Raw genomic sequence first — 14,745 nt, forward strand, 5'->3', positions numbered from 1 at the left:
TGCGGGTGTGGCGGAATTGGCAGACGCACCAGACTTAGGATCTGGCGCCGCAAGGCGTGGGGGTTCGACTCCCTTCACCCGCATCGTTTTTTCTCTTAAATCTTTTTTAGTGAAAAGGCAGAACATTCTGCGGAAATGCGGAAGTAGTTCAGTGGTAGAACACCACCTTGCCAAGGTGGGGGTCGCGGGTTCGAATCCCGTCTTCCGCTCCATATCATGCCGGGGTGGCGGAACTGGCAGACGCACAGGACTTAAAATCCTGCGGTAGGTGACTACCGTACCGGTTCGATTCCGGTCCTCGGCACCATTTATAAAGCAATGCGCCCGTAGCTCAATTGGATAGAGCGTTTGACTACGGATCAAAAGGTTAGGGGTTCGACTCCTCTCGGGCGCGCCATTTAACCGTTTTTACGGGAAGTAGCTCAGCTTGGTAGAGCACTTGGTTTGGGACCAAGGGGTCGCAGGTTCGAATCCTGTCTTCCCGACCAGTTATTGCTCTAAATAGCATAACGTGGGGCCTTAGCTCAGCTGGGAGAGCGCCTGCTTTGCACGCAGGAGGTCAGCGGTTCGATCCCGCTAGGCTCCATTGATGTTTAATATTTAGTTTGGCGGTGTAGCTCAGCTGGCTAGAGCGTGCGGTTCATACCCGTAAGGTCGGGGGTTCGATCCCCTCCGCCGCTATATGGAGGAATACCCAAGTCTGGCTGAAGGGATCGGTCTTGAAAACCGACAGGCGGGTTAAACCGCGCGGGGGTTCGAATCCCTCTTCCTCCGCCATAATTATTTTTATATGTTATCGTCGCGGGGTGGAGCAGTCTGGTAGCTCGTCGGGCTCATAACCCGAAGGTCGCAGGTTCAAATCCTGTCCCCGCAATCTGGTCCGGTAGTTCAGTTGGTTAGAATGCCTGCCTGTCACGCAGGAGGTCGCGGGTTCGAGTCCCGTCCGGACCGCCATATTTCTTCCAGCAAGGAGTGTCTTGCTGTTGATATATAATATTTTTGTGTGGCTCAGTAGCTCAGTCGGTAGAGCAATGGACTGAAAATCCATGTGTCGGCGGTTCGATTCCGTCCTGAGCCACCATTTTTTCATTGTCTAAAAAACTATCTCTATTTCAGATGGAGGGGTAGCGAAGTGGCTAAACGCGGCGGACTGTAAATCCGCTCCCTCCGGGTTCGGCGGTTCGAATCCGTCCCCCTCCACCAGTGAGAATGGCGGTCGTGGCGAAGTGGTTAACGCATCGGATTGTGGCTCCGACACTCGTGGGTTCGATTCCCATCGATCGCCCCATACATATTATTATTAATGGGCTATAGCCAAGCGGTAAGGCAACGGACTTTGACTCCGTCATGCGCTGGTTCGAATCCAGCTAGCCCAGCCAGTTTTTAATGCGGGTGTAGTTTAATGGTAAAACCTCAGCCTTCCAAGCTGATGTCGTGAGTTCGATTCTCATCACCCGCTCCATTTGCATAAATGGGCCTGTAGCTCAGCTGGTTAGAGCGCACGCCTGATAAGCGTGAGGTCGATGGTTCGAGTCCATTCAGGCCCACTTTATTCCGCAGTAGCTCAGTGGTAGAGCAATCGGCTGTTAACCGATCGGTCGCAAGTTCGAATCTTGCCTGCGGAGTTTTTATTTTTCTGGGGAAGTACTCAAGAGGCTGAAGAGGCGCCCCTGCTAAGGGTGTAGGTCGCGTAAGCGGCGCGAGGGTTCAAATCCCTCCTTCTCCGCCATATATAGATGCGCCTTTAGCTCAGCAGGATAGAGCAACGGCCTTCTAAGCCGTCGGTCAGAGGTTCGAATCCTCTAAGGCGCGTAAATTATAAAAAGGCATCGGGTCACTTCTGTTTTAGGAAGACTGACTAGGTGCCTTTTCTGTGTATTAATAGATCGCTTAATTTACATAACGATCAAATCTAGGAAGTAGCCGTCAGTCATAATCCCTTACTGGCTATGAGTTCTTCTTTCTTACTCGGATTTTTCTCTATGCAAGATTTTATACATCGTTGATTTCACAAGGCTTCTCGTTTTCAAAAAAGCCTCTTGTCTGTATAAAAAAGTGGAGTTTTATACAATTTTCTTTAGAGACAGAATGGTCTTAAAGGCTAGCTTTTTTAGCCTTCATGGCTCATAATTTCACACGTAATTTTTAAAGTTTAAACTTATAGAACAGAATAGAGGGGCAAGTTACGGGCGTACGACCACACTCCCCAAAAACTTCGTTTTTGTCTTGATAGGAATCCTTCCTACAACCTGATCATTTTAAGTACTCATTTTTTCAAAATTTCATACTTGAAATGATTGTCGCTATGCTCGAATGATTGTTAGTTTGGAGCGTCTACACTTATCTGGACAGAAAAATTAAGGTCACGTACACTTGACCTAAAACAGATGAGGAGCTTCAACTATGACAAAGCGAGAACGCCGCACCTTCACGCCCGAGTTCAAAAAGCAAATGGTGCAGCTGTACCAGAATGGAAAAACGAAGCGAGCTATTATTGCTGAATATGATCTGTCCCCGTCATCTCTTGACCGGTGGATCAATCAGGATGAAACCTCCGGTTCTTTTAAAGAGAAAGACAATCGTTCTCCTGAACAGCAGGAGCTTTTGGAACTCCGCAAGGAACTAAAGCAGCTTAGAATGGAGAATGATATTTTAAAGCAAGCCGCGCTGATCATGGGACGAAAGTAAATGTCATTAAGCGAAATAAAGACAAATACTCGGTATCAGCAATGTGCAGCGTCCTGCAAATTTCACGTAGTACCTACTATTATGATGCCAAAGAACGTCAGGCAGAAGACGATGTAACAGGCGCTGTGATAGAGATTTTTGAACAAAACCGAAGTGCCTACGGCACGCGCAAGATCAAAGTCGAACTGCACAAGCGTGGACTGACAGTCTCCAGAAGACGTATTGGACGCATCATGAAGGAGCAGGGGCTTGTTTCTTCCTATACAGTGGCACAGTTCAAGCCACAAAAAGCTCCGTGTAATGAGTCATCCCAGGCGAATGAATTGAAACGCAAGTTTCAGCAGACAGAAGCCAAAAAAGTAGTCGTCAGTGATTTAACATACGTCAAAGTCAAAAACAAATGGCATTACGTATGTATCTTTGTCGATCTCTTCAACCGCGAAATTATTGGCTTCAGCACGGGACCAAACAAAGATGCAAACCTTGTCGCACGGGCTTTTTCTTCGATTCAAGGTGATCTGCGGGACATCCAGATGTTCCATACCGACCGTGGCAGCGAGTTCAAAAACCAGCTCATCGATGAAACGTTAGCGGCCTTCCAGATTGGCCGCTCTTTAAGTATGAAAGGTTGTCCATACGATAATGCCGTGGCGGAAGCCACATTTAAAATCATCAAAACAGAGTTTGTCAGCCAAATGAAGTTTAATAGCCTTGAGCATCTTACGCTGGAATTCAGTGATTATGTTAACTGGTTTAATAAGCGGCGGATTCACGGAACACTAGGCTATGTAAGCCCGATTGAATACAAACGATCGTCCCTTAAAAAGGCTGTCTGATTTAGTGTTGACAACCCAAAAACTCCTTATGCTCTTTAAATTAATCTTTTTCAAAAACTTGAATAATTAAAGGTATGGATGAAAAAATTATTATAAAAAGGATAATCACTTTACAATGATAGGATTTGTTACTTCAATTATTGTATTTAATCTGATATGTTTTACAACCAATAGGCGACTAACCAAAAATCAATTCGTGCATATATGGATGTTTACAATTGCTACCCAAGCAGTTACAGAGACCTTTATTGACTTTAAATATCATGGTTACTGGTACTTTACTAAAGAAATTAATTGGTGGGTGCTTCCTGCTTTGACTATTTTAATTCCGCCCGTTAATATCATTTTCTTAAATTGGTATCCCTTTAAGAAAACTTTCTATAAACAAACGCTTTATATACTAAGTTGGACAATAGCTATCACGTTGTATGAAACCATCATATTGTTACCTGAACCATGGGGGTATTTTCGTTATGGCTGGTGGAATACTTGGTACTCATTCCTGGTTTATCCATTTTTGCTTATCGCTGTTTTAAGTTATTATAGATGGATCTGTGAAATTGAAAACACAGCTAATAAGTGAGCCTTAGTGGATGAAAAAGCTGCTTAGAAAACACTTTATTGTCATCAATAAATGTTCGTCGCCCAGGTATTATACTATCCCTAAAAGAGTTTAACAAAATCACAGGATTTGCTATGATTTGCTCAATTAGAAATACAATCAAGGGAGGGCCTTTTGAAGACGAGCTTCCAATGGGATTGGCTTTTTAAGGGGCTATTTTAACGGACCAAATTAAGAGCTTAGATTGGAACTCAAGATGAATTCAAATCGTTGGCCAGGCTCCTTCAAAGATCATAACGGAGTGTTTGAACAAGATACATACCTTTCTGTAAAAGAAAGCCCTCCGAAGTCTCGGAAGACTTTTTTTACTTTCCAAATAAGCGTGCAAGGAAGGTTTTTTGGGGTTGTTTTCTTCTGAGAAAATGGTCAAAAGGTTTATTTCAACACTAATGGTAACTGGAGTATTAATAGAGTTTTCAATGACTGAGCAATCTATTGTAAAAGCTAGTGAGCCTACTCAAGATGAAATAGATGCTATGTACGCACAAGAAGATGCTGAAGCTGCTTATGTATTAAATAATTGGAACAAAGTTATCGATGAAAAGATCAAGGAAAGTGGCATAGATGCAACAGCAGCCGCAAAAAATCCTGATTATAGACCTGGAGACATTTTAGTTACTATGGACAATGGGTTTTCGAGTTTTGGTGCAGGTATTAGATGGGGGCATTCTGCAATTGTATATTGGGCTAATGAATACACTATGGAATCTTATAGGGAGGACGGTGTCCGATTGCATGGCATTGATAAGTGGAAACCTTCTAATAAAAAAATGAAAACCCTGGTAGCATTAAAGGTACATAAGGCTACATATCAGGCTAAAGAGATTGCTAGGAAATTCGCAGGTAATCAAAAGGGAAAACCGTACAATTATCTCTTCCATAAGCCAGAAAGAACGGATGCATACTATTGTTCATCTCTTATTTGGAGAGCATATAAGGAAGCTGGGCACGGTATAAATGGTGGTTCGGACAAAATCGTGACTCCTTATGATATCGTCAAAGATAAAGATACAAAAGCATATTACAAAAAAGGAATGGAAGCTTAAGGATGCATTTATTGAAGCAAGTACAAGGATATAGAGAGATTTTTGTACTTGCTTCAATTTTGTTACTTTTTTGAAAGGAGAAAGCATGAAAAGTAAAAAAAAAGTCAGTTTAGTACTGGCAATTGTAGTAATCATTCTAGTTTCCCTATTATTTCTCATGAAATTTAAGGAAAATGTTTATATTGGTAATGAAAATCTATCTAGATTAAATAATGCTCATAAAGATGAGAAAAACGAAGGAGAATTGCGTCAAAAATTCGCTGTTTTATATTCTAGTCCTTTTCAAAAGGGGAGTGAGATTTTAGTTCTTAATAGTAAAGAAAGAGAAAATTATTTTATAAAGGACAGTATTGGGTTAGGAGGGATAGAAGTAGATGATCGAAAAAACTTTTGGTTAAATGGAACAGAATCAATTAGTTTATTATCTTACAATCCTAGTAAGGATGTTTTAAAAGATCATAAAGCGAAAGATATGACTAACTATTTTACTTTTGACAACGACATTAAAATAGTTGTATACAAAGATAAAGAAGATATGTTTTCTAGTCAATTAGATGTTGAATATAAAGAAAAAAAGGTTATTCAACAAACGGTAAAAGGTTACATAAGAGTCGCTGAGTCGGATGGGAAATACGTGTATGCTTTTGCCGATCTAGTTGACAAGGGGGAAACGAGCTCTTTATATGTTTTTGATTTAGCAAGTGGGAAACTCATTAAACAACTTAATATGAAATATAAATTTGCGAATGATATAGAATTCTTCCGTGATAACGTAATCGTAGGCACTAAAGGGAGAGCAACTGTAATAAACTCTAATAATTTTGGTGTTTCCTATTTACCGCCTATAAATGAAGAATATGAAACTTCAAAGCTATTAAAAGTTTCTGAAGAGAGGTTATTAATTACTTCCTCTAGTAAAAGTGAAGATTCAGGAATAAACATTTTGGAGTTAGATAAAGATTTACAAGTAAAAAATGAAAAAAATTTAAAATTTCCCTATGTAGAGGCATTCGTTAAAAACGATAAGTTATATGTAATTGGTCCATTAGATGATGGTAGTGGAGGTTCCGGTATAATAGGGGAGTTTAATATCAATAAAGATTATAAAAAAACAGCCCAACTAGAGATTCCTAAGCCTAGAAACCATGATCTTTGGATCGCAGGTGTAGAAATTTTGCCTGAAAATTTTTGATTAAAATGATATTGTCTAATTTATCACTTGTGAAATAATTGGAAGTTTGCTATAAATAGAGTCAATTAAATCGAACGGAAAATAAAAAAGGCAAAAGCGCGTTATAGTGTGGCGGCAACCACCTATAACCGTCCACCGTGAACCACCCACGGTAAACACTTGCTTTTACCCGTCTTACTTTATTTATGCCTGTATCTTACGATAAATAAACGTAAAATTCAAGGGAAAAGTCTACCTTTTACAGATTAACAAAAGGCGTGTTTACCGATTTACACGGTAAATACGTCTTTTTTGTTTTTCTCTAAAGGAGACGAAACTTATGACCGTAAGCAGAATGTTATCCAAGGAAGAATTCAAACAAATGATGAGCTACAAGCCACACGCTACAAATCAAAAAGAACAACAATCTATGAAATTAAAGTTATTGAAAGTCGTAGAAGAGGTGTACGGCGATTCGTATTATCGATTAAAGAAAGAAACACGCCAGGCCATCGACATGATGTGCTGGCTGTCTTCAGAGCGTGGCTTTTTCTTCGCAAAAGATGACTATTTAGCTGATCGACACGATATATCTGACAGAACCATCCGTAACGTAGCAAAGAAGCTGCGTGAACATGGTGTGCTATTTACCGTGTATCGGAGATCCACGAAGCAAAATGGACGGAGTGCCCCGGTCCATTTATTTGTGGACCACCCGTATTTTTCGTACTGGGAAGAACTGCTAAATTTAAGTGATTTCCAAGCAGATTTCCAAACAGAAAACGCTGGAATCCCTTGTGGCTCTAAGAGCGAAGAGTCGAAAAAAGTTCCTACCTATAATAAATACATACGTAAGGAAGAACCCGTTTTAGATGAAAGCTTTACGCCTTCTCATATTCCAAAGAGCTTTATTTTGGCTGTTAAACCGTTCTTTGGACAAGCAAAGGAAATCTATAAGCTATGGGGAAAAGCCATGCTGGCTTATCGAATCACTCGTTTAGGCACGCCTTTGGAGGAATTAACAGAGTTAGTCATTCAAGCTTTTAAAGAATCGATTTTTTCTCATAAACACAGACATATTAAAGGCTCTTTTAACGCCTATTTCTTTGGCACGCTGAGAAACATGATGACTATTGAGAAGAGAAATCATGGATAACGATCCAATCTTTACTCAATTCAGAGCATATATAGAATCCTGAGGCTATTTCTATCTCAAATAGAAATTCATTGTTGGTTTTTAAAACTCAATCCACTCTCTTTGTGGTAAAATTTCCCTTGGAGAGGAGTGAAGTTATGAGGAATTATTTTAATGTTTTATCCATTATTTCGTTTGTTTTGAATATGACGTTTTACGCTTATTTTATCTTTAAAAATGTTTCAAATCCTATATTTCTTCCGTTACTTGTTGTTATTTCGATCATGGGCATTGGGCTTGCATGGTATGGAGAGAAAAGTTTGCTGAGAACGATTGCTTTGGCTGTTAATCTGACTTTCCTCTTGGTTTTTATTGTTTTCCCAATATTGATGCGTACTTTTATTTGGAATAGACCATAGACGGGATTACTGTTGGTGGAAGCTTCCTTCCTGGAACGCTATGCGAACCAAAAGTCTGTAAAGTACTCTTGAGAAACGATAAAGGGTTAAATCTTGAGTAGGTTTTTAGATGGAGTGAATTAGATTTTGATTTAAATTGCTTTTAATTTTAATTGCTATCATAATAGTATGGTTTTCCTTATTGGGGATATGATTAGTCGGTTATTTTTCATCCACAAGTGAGAAAGGACTTCGAGCAACAGAATGTGGGACACAAGGATGTAGCAACACTATACTTCTTTTCAGCTTGGACATCTTTATTTTTTATCATTATTCGACTCATTCTCCCAATAGTTCTATTCGCTCGTTGGTATTTAAAGAACGACCAAAATAGATATGGAAAATACTGATACTTATTACTATTAGACACTTGCATCATCTCAATCTCTATTTTTTATTTCAATGGATAACATCTGAATTAAGAATCCTCCCCCTATTACAGTAAGGGTGGGATAGCGTGGCCAGTTAAAAATAAAAGTTAAAACAATACCGAAAATACATATAATGCAAAGTTCAATATAACTATATAATCTTCTTTTTCTTTTTTTCTTTCTCGAACCATTCATTGGATACACCACCGTAGGTTAGATATAAAAACAAGGGAACAAATACTTTTGTTATTCCGGACTTTCTACTTTTGTATACTTCTTCATAAAAGGCTTGTAGGAGACGGAATAACTTCCGTTACCTTTCTCAAACAGCATCTTGTTATTTAATGAATCATGTTCCGCCAAGTTATATCCTTTTTTATCCATCAAGCTGATAAATGATTCAAGTTTCTTTTCGGGTACGACATAGTATTCTTTATCGTAAACATTTTTCGTACTAGATATTTGTTTATCTTGAAATTCTATTTGATAAACAGCTTTCAGATTTTCAATAGGGCGATTTGTGCCAAATATGTGCTGCCAATTTATCCAGATTACAGGTAAAGAAACAATTATAGCTACAAAGAATAGGAGCACTAGCTTGATCAGTTTTTTCACAACATTCTTCCTTCCAATTAAAAAGAATTAAGTAAAAATGAGTAAGCATATCATATCTACATCTACTTATTTTTCGCTCCTAATATGATACCATATAAAAGAAGAAATGGTATATAAAGGTATATTTTTTATTCAAACTTCCTTCTTGTGGTGTTACGTGAACTAGGTCTGTATAAAGTATGCATGTGATACTTGTAGATCTTGTTAAATTAAAAGGGACAAAATAGCTTAGTAAATGATTGGGTTATTATGGTAAAGTATCATTAGAAGGGAAATAATGTAATGAAAAAGTTTATTTCTGTTTTAATGATAGTTGTTGTCTTTGTTATAGTATTTAATGTTTGCAGCAACAAAGATGAGGTTTCTACCAGCAATGACGAAAAACTCGAGTCGATTGTATCGCATCTGTCCTAAATACTGGATTTGATAAATATGGTTTATTCAGTTTTGAAATAGGTAATACAGACCCAACAATCCGGATTGTAATGGACGAAGACAAAAGTAAACAAGAACTACAGAAATACTTAAAAGAAAATGTATCTAAATCGGACTTGAACCATTACAATATAGAAATTTTGAAAAGAAACTTGCAAGAAGTAGAGGAAGAACATACAATGCTTCAGATCGAAAGTATTGTATTTGATTATTTGGAAGCCATAAAAACAAAAAATATTTCAGCAGCGACAAAATATGCTGATGATTTAAGGTTTCCAGATAAAGAAAATCAAAAGGAACAATACTCGATCCTTTTTTCTGAACAGAATGTTACTGATACGAAGATAGTGAACCTTAAGAGGGTAAGTGAAACTGAGTTTAAAGCTACTGTCGAATTTGTTGAAAACGGAAATTTAGGCAAGCATATATTCCCAATTCAGCAAAAGGAAAAAGAGTGGAAAATTATCGTTGGGCAAGATGTATAATCCAATATAAATTAAGAGGATCTTCAATGGAGGTCCTTTTTTAATGCCGATAATGTGGTGTTATGTGAACTATATTTGTATGGAGCATTCAATTTTCTTTTTTCATATTTGTGATTCTGAAAACATTCAATTTGGATAAATATTCCTTTATCCTTAACTAAAGGAGGGATTTCAATGAGAAGAATATATATGCTTTTCCTTTGTTTTATGGTAATTTTTTCACTGCTAGGCTGTCAGTCTAGCGAACAGAAAAGCACCGAATCAAAAGACAAAGCAGATGAAAAGCTTACGCAAGAAGCACCTGTTCAAAAGTTTTCCGACTCCAAAAATGGGTTGAAACTAGCCCTTGAAAAGAAAACATACACAAAACTTGACAATGAAGTTACAGTTACGATCAACATTCAAAATAACAGTGATATCCCATTTGTTTATGGAAAAGCTTATGAACTTGAAAAAAATATTGATGGCACGTGGTACCTTATTCCATTCAAATCAGGCATGGGAGGGTTTGAAGATGTCCTCCTTTCCGTTAAACCACATACTGTTGTTCAAGAAGAAATATTGTTAAATCGGTCTGATAATGAGCTCTCTCCTGGAAAGTATCGAATTGTAAAATCTTTTAACGAAACTCCTATAAATAACAACGGAGTACGTAATGAACATGAAGAATTCTTTCTTGCTGCACCTTTTGAAGTAATTAAATAAAAAGGAGTGCAAGAACTAATGAGACGGATCTCTAAATTCATAAAAACGCTTTTCTTTGGAGAATATGAAGGTTTTGCAAACCAATTAGGCTTTACATCTTGGAATGAAGTCTTGGAGAATACCTTTTAAGTATATTAATGATTTAAGGTAATTAAACAAAAGCAACCCGTTACTTTAAGTGTAAGATTTCACAATCTTTTTTTACACCTCATTAAACTCAATCCCCTAAATGCGTTGTCCATGCAAAAAGACGCCTTCTTATTAAAGAAAAGCGCCCGTTTGTTGAAGATGGCCTCTAATCAGTAGAATTTGGGGCTTCAACCAATACAAAGGATATTTTTTGGCCATGTTTTAGAAATCTCAATCCATCAGGAAACCTTTCCGTATCAAGTAAAATAGAACTGAAACTAAAAAAAGAATCGCTGATTGGTGAGTCTATTATACCAGTGAAAGCAACAACTATTTTAAAGTGCTTTTCGGCTTCTTGATTGATAATTTTTTTAATATATTCCTTCCAGCTAACAACGCGAAATATAAAGAAATTGTGACTAGTAATATTGCGTAAAAGTCCCGTCTAGCAAGGTAAGTTGTAGAGTTAAGACCTTTTATAAGTAAATGAGCAAACAGGTAGGAGATAGGCAATAGAATAATTTTTTCTAGCCCATTTCTTATTTTTTCATTCTTACGGAATATGGCCAATCCAATTCCACAAGTAAGTAAAGATCCTATAGCAAACAACACATAGTAGCTTAAAAATAACCGAGGTAACGTAATGACAGAACCATCCGTTATTGGATCTCCATAAATTAAAGTATTTTCACTTCCATCGGTATTGTAATAATAGATTGAAGCGACCGTTTCTCCATTCGGGTTTAAGACAGTATTTTCTAGGTTGTTTTTGCTTATTTTCTGGTGCCAAATCGTTTCCCATGTAGTTATATCATAGACATAACCTGAATTGTCTGCTGCTGGATATTGTTCCACATGGAATCCGGATACTTCTTCACTAAAATTCAAAAGTACAGTTCCATCACCCTTTTCAATGATTGAAACCGCATTTTCATTATAAGAAATGTATGCTGGCGCTGTCAGATAAGCCATTGTAACCACTGCAAAAACCAATGTTACCATGACTGAAAGAATAATCGTTTGCAGCTTTTCCCTTCGCAATGTATTTTGTATATTTCTTAAGGGAGCTATATCGGTATCTATTGGCAGTTCTTCAAGTGTCCTCATTTCTTCAAGTCGTTTTTTGCAGTTTTCACAAGAAGCTATATGTTCTTCAACGATATCTCTAGTATCTTGACTTGCCATATTCTCGACATATAACGGCAGTAAATCCCTAATCATATTACAGCTAATTTTCATCGATAATCCCCCAATCGCGCTTTAATCTTTTCTCTAGCACGGTGATAAGTAACACAAGCCCAGTTATCACTTTTTGCAAACAAATTGCCAATTTGCTTAAATGACAGTTCTCCAAATACACGGAGCGTAAAGACTTTTTTATAGGGCTCTTTTAAATTCTGGATAATTTCATGTACCTTCATAGACGCTTCTGAAGTGGTTATTTCTTGTTCTACATTGTCTTCACTAGCTGGTTCTGGAAGTGACTCTAAATCTACAAAGCTTTTTTTCTTACGCAAATAAGAGTAATAACTGTTTTTTGCAATTTGGCATAACCAAACACGGATATCACTATCCCCTCTGAAACTGTCTAGCGATGTTAATGCCTTCATAAAAGTTTCCGATGTAATATCTTCAGCGATATGCTTATCGCCAGATAAACTATACAAATATAAAAATACATCTTTAAAGTATGTATTATAAATATCCTCAAGCTGTGTCACCATCTCACCTCCTTACATATAAGACGCGATAAACTCAAATATCTTACAAAAGTAGGAGAAAAACCGTACAAATTACACCCGGTCCTTTTTTCTTCCACCATAATTATTGGAATCCTGTAGTCGATACTCCTGCCCATGTATCCCTTTATAATATTCAGGGACCAGTTCTTTTCCACATTGTTCACACTAAAATCGGTTAAGTTTAAGTGAAATATATACAATCTTTATACTAACTAATATCTTATCACCAAGTGGTCTTCCACAATTTGGCCCGATTGTTGAACACAAGTTAAATAGCACTCTACAACTAAACTGCCGGCTACTATAATAAGCAGTGTTTAATATACATGTATAAATATAAGCAGTTATACAAATTTTGTTGAGCAATAATTCAGTGAGATTAATAAACATACCACCAAAACCTACATCATTTAAATGCCGGAAACAACAGGTTGCAATGAAACAACACTTAGAAACGGAGATAAACATATTACCAAAGAGATGGATGAAACAATTTCTAATTATATTATTCGAAAATACTCATCTTATCATCTTGAAATAGAAAAACAATTTGAAGTCCATAAAGTGTATGGAACGAGCGGGTCAAATGGAATACTCAGTATCTATATGTGGTCTTATTATGGTGGCTTCAATAAATCCACTGGCATAGAAAACCAAGCAGGCCACTCTTTACCTGCTGTCATTCGATTAAAGAAAGATGCAAAGCGTTATTCTGTTGTTGAATATATAGAACCCCAAGATGGCAGTTTATATCAGTCTTCTTTAAAGAAAATGTTTCCAAAAGAATACTTGAAGTTGATATATCAAGATGCCGGAAATGTGGAAGATCTGCAAAAAGAGATGGAAAAGAAAGTGAAGCAGTGGTTAAAAGAATGAAAATGGTTTTTATTATGTTGCATTGTTCCCCCCTTCTTTCCTTATGAAAGCCCTTGGCTACCAAGGGTTTTTTCTTTGGTGTCAACCCCTAGTAGGGGTTTCAATGCAACATATTGAATAATATAGTTGTATTAAATGAGACATAATCCATCTTTATGGCAACTGGAGGCAACCTGATATGACCAACAAACAAGGACAAAACAGTGTCGAACCGGTCCGGGATCTTAAAAAGATCCGGATGATCAAAGAGTACTTATTGCATCAATCGTACCGAGATTATTTTTTATTTACGTTTGGCATCAATTCCGGCCTGAGAATCGGCGATATTTTGCCGTTACGGGTGATGGATGTTCGAAACACGGAACATTTGCGGATTCGCGAGAAAAAAACGGGGAACGTGCGGAAAATCAAAATGTCGGCGGCGTTAAAACAGGAAATCGAGAAGTATACGCGCCAGATGGCCGATTCTGATCCCCTATGAAAGTACCCATCGGGCGTCAAACGGCTTGGAGGATCATTAACGAGGCTTCTCGCGTGTGCGGGGTGGAAGGGCCATTGGCACCCACACCATGAGGAAAACCTTCGGCTATCATTTTTACCAGCGAACGAAGGATGTGGCGATGTGGCAGCAGATCTTTGGCCATTCCTCTCCATCGATTACCTTACGGTATATTGGCATTAATGATGAGATGATGGACAAGGCGTTAGAACAATTTTCTCTATAAGAGAATTTGTGTAAATATTACGAATAATCTTTCTTTTTAAGATTTATACCATTTTTTCCAATTATAGGTTTAAATTGAGTTGATTACTCTAAGAAAGACTTAAAAGATTAAAAGTATACGTGAACATGGTGTGCTGTTTACCGTGTATCGGAGATCCACGAAGCAAAATGGACGGGGTGCCCCGGTCCATTTATTTGTGGACCATCCGTATTTTTCATACTGGGAAGAACTGCTAAATTTAAGTGATTTCCAAGCAAATCCCCAAACAGAAAACGATGAAATCCCTTGTGGATCTAAGGACGAAGAGGAAAAAAATCCCTACCTATTCTTTACTATTAAAAAAATCTTTTAATAAATACATACGTAAAGAAAAACCAGTTTTAGATGAAAGTTTTATGCCTTCTCATATTCCAAAAAGATTTATTTTGGCCGTTAAACCGTTCTTTGGACAAGCAAAGGAAATCTATAAATTATGGGGAAAATCCATGCTGGCTTATCGTATCGCTCGTTTAGACACGCCTTTGGAAGAGTTAGCGCCATTAGTGGTTCAATTCTTTAAAGAAGCGATCTTCTCTCATAAACACAAACGCATTAAAGGTTCTTTTAATGCCTATTTCTTTGACACATTGTGAAATGTGATGACGGTTGAAAAACGAAGAGAAATCATGAATAACGATCCGATCTTCACTCAATTTAGGGCGTATAT

The 14,745-nt window shown here is 37.7% G+C and carries 12 protein-coding genes, 19 tRNA genes and 1 pseudogene; 29 read left to right on the top strand and 3 right to left on the bottom strand.

What is annotated here, in order from left to right:
• The first annotated feature begins 1 nt into the window (after position 1).
• The 24 genes from MKZ02_RS23435 (at position 2) to MKZ02_RS23550 (ending at position 7,917) form a co-directional block, all read left to right on the top strand.
• Positions 2–83, top strand: a tRNA-Leu gene (locus MKZ02_RS23435).
• A gap of 54 nt (positions 84–137) precedes the next feature.
• Positions 138–212: transfer RNA gene (locus MKZ02_RS23440), tRNA-Gly, on the top strand.
• Positions 213–218: 6 nt separating this feature from the next.
• Positions 219–307: transfer RNA gene (locus MKZ02_RS23445), tRNA-Leu, on the top strand.
• Between the two features lie 13 nt (positions 308–320).
• Positions 321–397: transfer RNA gene (locus tag MKZ02_RS23450), tRNA-Arg, on the top strand.
• Positions 398–411: 14 nt separating this feature from the next.
• A tRNA-Pro gene (locus tag MKZ02_RS23455) sits at positions 412–488 on the top strand.
• A gap of 25 nt (positions 489–513) precedes the next feature.
• A tRNA-Ala gene (locus tag MKZ02_RS23460) sits at positions 514–586 on the top strand.
• A gap of 21 nt (positions 587–607) precedes the next feature.
• A tRNA-Met gene (locus tag MKZ02_RS23465) sits at positions 608–681 on the top strand.
• A 3-nt stretch (positions 682–684) separates the two neighbouring features.
• A tRNA-Ser gene (locus tag MKZ02_RS23470) sits at positions 685–777 on the top strand.
• A 23-nt stretch (positions 778–800) separates the two neighbouring features.
• Positions 801–874: transfer RNA gene (locus MKZ02_RS23475), tRNA-Met, on the top strand.
• A gap of 3 nt (positions 875–877) precedes the next feature.
• Positions 878–954 (top strand) — tRNA-Asp (locus MKZ02_RS23480).
• Between the two features lie 51 nt (positions 955–1,005).
• Positions 1,006–1,081, top strand: a tRNA-Phe gene (locus tag MKZ02_RS23485).
• 37 nt (positions 1,082–1,118) lie between these two features.
• Positions 1,119–1,203, top strand: a tRNA-Tyr gene (locus MKZ02_RS23490).
• Between the two features lie 9 nt (positions 1,204–1,212).
• Positions 1,213–1,288, top strand: a tRNA-His gene (locus MKZ02_RS23495).
• Between the two features lie 16 nt (positions 1,289–1,304).
• Positions 1,305–1,379: transfer RNA gene (locus MKZ02_RS23500), tRNA-Gln, on the top strand.
• A gap of 9 nt (positions 1,380–1,388) precedes the next feature.
• Positions 1,389–1,462: transfer RNA gene (locus MKZ02_RS23505), tRNA-Gly, on the top strand.
• 11 nt (positions 1,463–1,473) lie between these two features.
• A tRNA-Ile gene (locus MKZ02_RS23510) sits at positions 1,474–1,547 on the top strand.
• Between the two features lie 6 nt (positions 1,548–1,553).
• Positions 1,554–1,625: transfer RNA gene (locus MKZ02_RS23515), tRNA-Asn, on the top strand.
• Between the two features lie 13 nt (positions 1,626–1,638).
• Positions 1,639–1,729: transfer RNA gene (locus tag MKZ02_RS23520), tRNA-Ser, on the top strand.
• A 9-nt stretch (positions 1,730–1,738) separates the two neighbouring features.
• Positions 1,739–1,812: transfer RNA gene (locus MKZ02_RS23525), tRNA-Arg, on the top strand.
• A gap of 591 nt (positions 1,813–2,403) precedes the next feature.
• Positions 2,404–3,524 (top strand): IS3 family transposase gene (locus tag MKZ02_RS23530; protein ID WP_340856835.1). Its coding sequence is split into 2 segments (ribosomal slippage): positions 2,404–2,653 and positions 2,653–3,524, totalling 1,122 coding nucleotides; the frame shifts between segments, so codons are not numbered across the junction.
• 960 nt (positions 3,525–4,484) lie between these two features.
• Complete coding sequence (locus MKZ02_RS23535; protein WP_340856837.1) at positions 4,485–5,192, top strand: YiiX/YebB-like N1pC/P60 family cysteine hydrolase; 708 nt, start codon at positions 4,485–4,487, stop codon at positions 5,190–5,192.
• An 85-nt stretch (positions 5,193–5,277) separates the two neighbouring features.
• Entirely contained in the window at positions 5,278–6,384 is a 1,107-nt protein-coding gene (locus tag MKZ02_RS23540; protein ID WP_340856838.1) for a hypothetical protein, read from the top strand.
• 319 nt (positions 6,385–6,703) lie between these two features.
• Positions 6,704–7,519: a transcriptional regulator gene (locus MKZ02_RS23545; protein WP_340856839.1), complete on the top strand. Its 816-nt coding sequence runs from the start codon at positions 6,704–6,706 to the stop codon at positions 7,517–7,519.
• A gap of 137 nt (positions 7,520–7,656) precedes the next feature.
• Entirely contained in the window at positions 7,657–7,917 is a 261-nt protein-coding gene (locus tag MKZ02_RS23550) for a hypothetical protein (RefSeq protein WP_340856840.1), read from the top strand.
• 656 nt (positions 7,918–8,573) lie between these two features.
• Here MKZ02_RS23550 and MKZ02_RS23555 read toward each other — a convergent pair.
• On the bottom strand, positions 8,574–8,942 hold the full coding sequence (locus MKZ02_RS23555) for a hypothetical protein (RefSeq protein WP_120038691.1): 369 nt from the start codon (positions 8,940–8,942) through the stop codon (positions 8,574–8,576).
• A gap of 485 nt (positions 8,943–9,427) precedes the next feature.
• Between MKZ02_RS23555 and MKZ02_RS23560 the strand changes: the two genes are divergently transcribed.
• Together MKZ02_RS23560 and MKZ02_RS23565 are read left to right on the top strand one after the other, a co-directional pair.
• The gene (locus tag MKZ02_RS23560; RefSeq protein WP_340856842.1) at positions 9,428–9,862 is read left to right on the top strand and encodes a hypothetical protein; all 435 of its coding nucleotides are present in this window, start codon (positions 9,428–9,430) and stop codon (positions 9,860–9,862) included.
• 174 nt (positions 9,863–10,036) lie between these two features.
• Positions 10,037–10,567, top strand: coding sequence for an immunoglobulin-like domain-containing protein (locus MKZ02_RS23565; protein ID WP_340856843.1), 531 nt, complete (start codon positions 10,037–10,039; stop codon positions 10,565–10,567).
• 459 nt (positions 10,568–11,026) lie between these two features.
• Here MKZ02_RS23565 and MKZ02_RS23570 read toward each other — a convergent pair whose 3' ends face one another.
• Together MKZ02_RS23570 and MKZ02_RS23575 are read right to left on the bottom strand one after the other, a co-directional pair.
• Positions 11,027–11,935, bottom strand: coding sequence for a zf-HC2 domain-containing protein (locus MKZ02_RS23570; protein WP_340856844.1), 909 nt, complete (start codon positions 11,933–11,935; stop codon positions 11,027–11,029).
• Positions 11,932–12,420, bottom strand: coding sequence for an RNA polymerase sigma factor (locus MKZ02_RS23575; protein ID WP_340856846.1), 489 nt, complete (start codon positions 12,418–12,420; stop codon positions 11,932–11,934). The genes MKZ02_RS23570 and MKZ02_RS23575 overlap by 4 nt, the downstream gene beginning before the upstream one ends.
• 432 nt (positions 12,421–12,852) lie before the next feature.
• Between MKZ02_RS23575 and MKZ02_RS23580 the strand changes: the two genes are divergently transcribed.
• From MKZ02_RS23580 to MKZ02_RS23590, 3 genes and pseudogenes are all read left to right on the top strand, one after another.
• Complete coding sequence (locus MKZ02_RS23580; RefSeq protein ID WP_340856849.1) at positions 12,853–13,314, top strand: hypothetical protein; 462 nt, start codon at positions 12,853–12,855, stop codon at positions 13,312–13,314.
• A gap of 178 nt (positions 13,315–13,492) precedes the next feature.
• Positions 13,493–14,039 (top strand): annotated as a pseudogene (locus tag MKZ02_RS23585) (site-specific integrase).
• A gap of 395 nt (positions 14,040–14,434) precedes the next feature.
• On the top strand, positions 14,435–14,671 hold the full coding sequence (locus MKZ02_RS23590; RefSeq protein WP_340856850.1) for a hypothetical protein: 237 nt from the start codon (positions 14,435–14,437) through the stop codon (positions 14,669–14,671).
• The last annotated feature ends 74 nt before the right edge of the window (positions 14,672–14,745 follow it).

The sequence above is a fragment of the Pseudobacillus sp. FSL P4-0506 genome (assembly GCF_038003025.1).
GTDB lineage: Bacteria > Bacillota > Bacilli > Bacillales > Domibacillaceae > Pseudobacillus.

What these genes read in the sequence shown, in the direction of transcription:
- MKZ02_RS23540 (WP_340856838.1), top strand. Translation starts at nt 5,278, where the DNA reads ATGAAAAGTAAAAAAAAAGTCAGTTTAGTACTGGCAATTGTAGTAATC.
- MKZ02_RS23545 (WP_340856839.1), top strand. Translation starts at nt 6,704, where the DNA reads ATGACCGTAAGCAGAATGTTATCCAAGGAAGAATTCAAACAAATGATG.
- MKZ02_RS23550 (WP_340856840.1), top strand. Translation starts at nt 7,657, where the DNA reads ATGAGGAATTATTTTAATGTTTTATCCATTATTTCGTTTGTTTTGAAT.
- MKZ02_RS23560 (WP_340856842.1), top strand. Translation starts at nt 9,428, where the DNA reads ATGGACGAAGACAAAAGTAAACAAGAACTACAGAAATACTTAAAAGAA.
- MKZ02_RS23565 (WP_340856843.1), top strand. Translation starts at nt 10,037, where the DNA reads ATGAGAAGAATATATATGCTTTTCCTTTGTTTTATGGTAATTTTTTCA.
- MKZ02_RS23570 (WP_340856844.1), bottom strand. Translation starts at nt 11,935, where the DNA reads ATGAAAATTAGCTGTAATATGATTAGGGATTTACTGCCGTTATATGTC.
- MKZ02_RS23575 (WP_340856846.1), bottom strand. Translation starts at nt 12,420, where the DNA reads ATGGTGACACAGCTTGAGGATATTTATAATACATACTTTAAAGATGTA.
- MKZ02_RS23580 (WP_340856849.1), top strand. Translation starts at nt 12,853, where the DNA reads ATGCCGGAAACAACAGGTTGCAATGAAACAACACTTAGAAACGGAGAT.
- MKZ02_RS23590 (WP_340856850.1), top strand. Translation starts at nt 14,435, where the DNA reads ATGCCTTCTCATATTCCAAAAAGATTTATTTTGGCCGTTAAACCGTTC.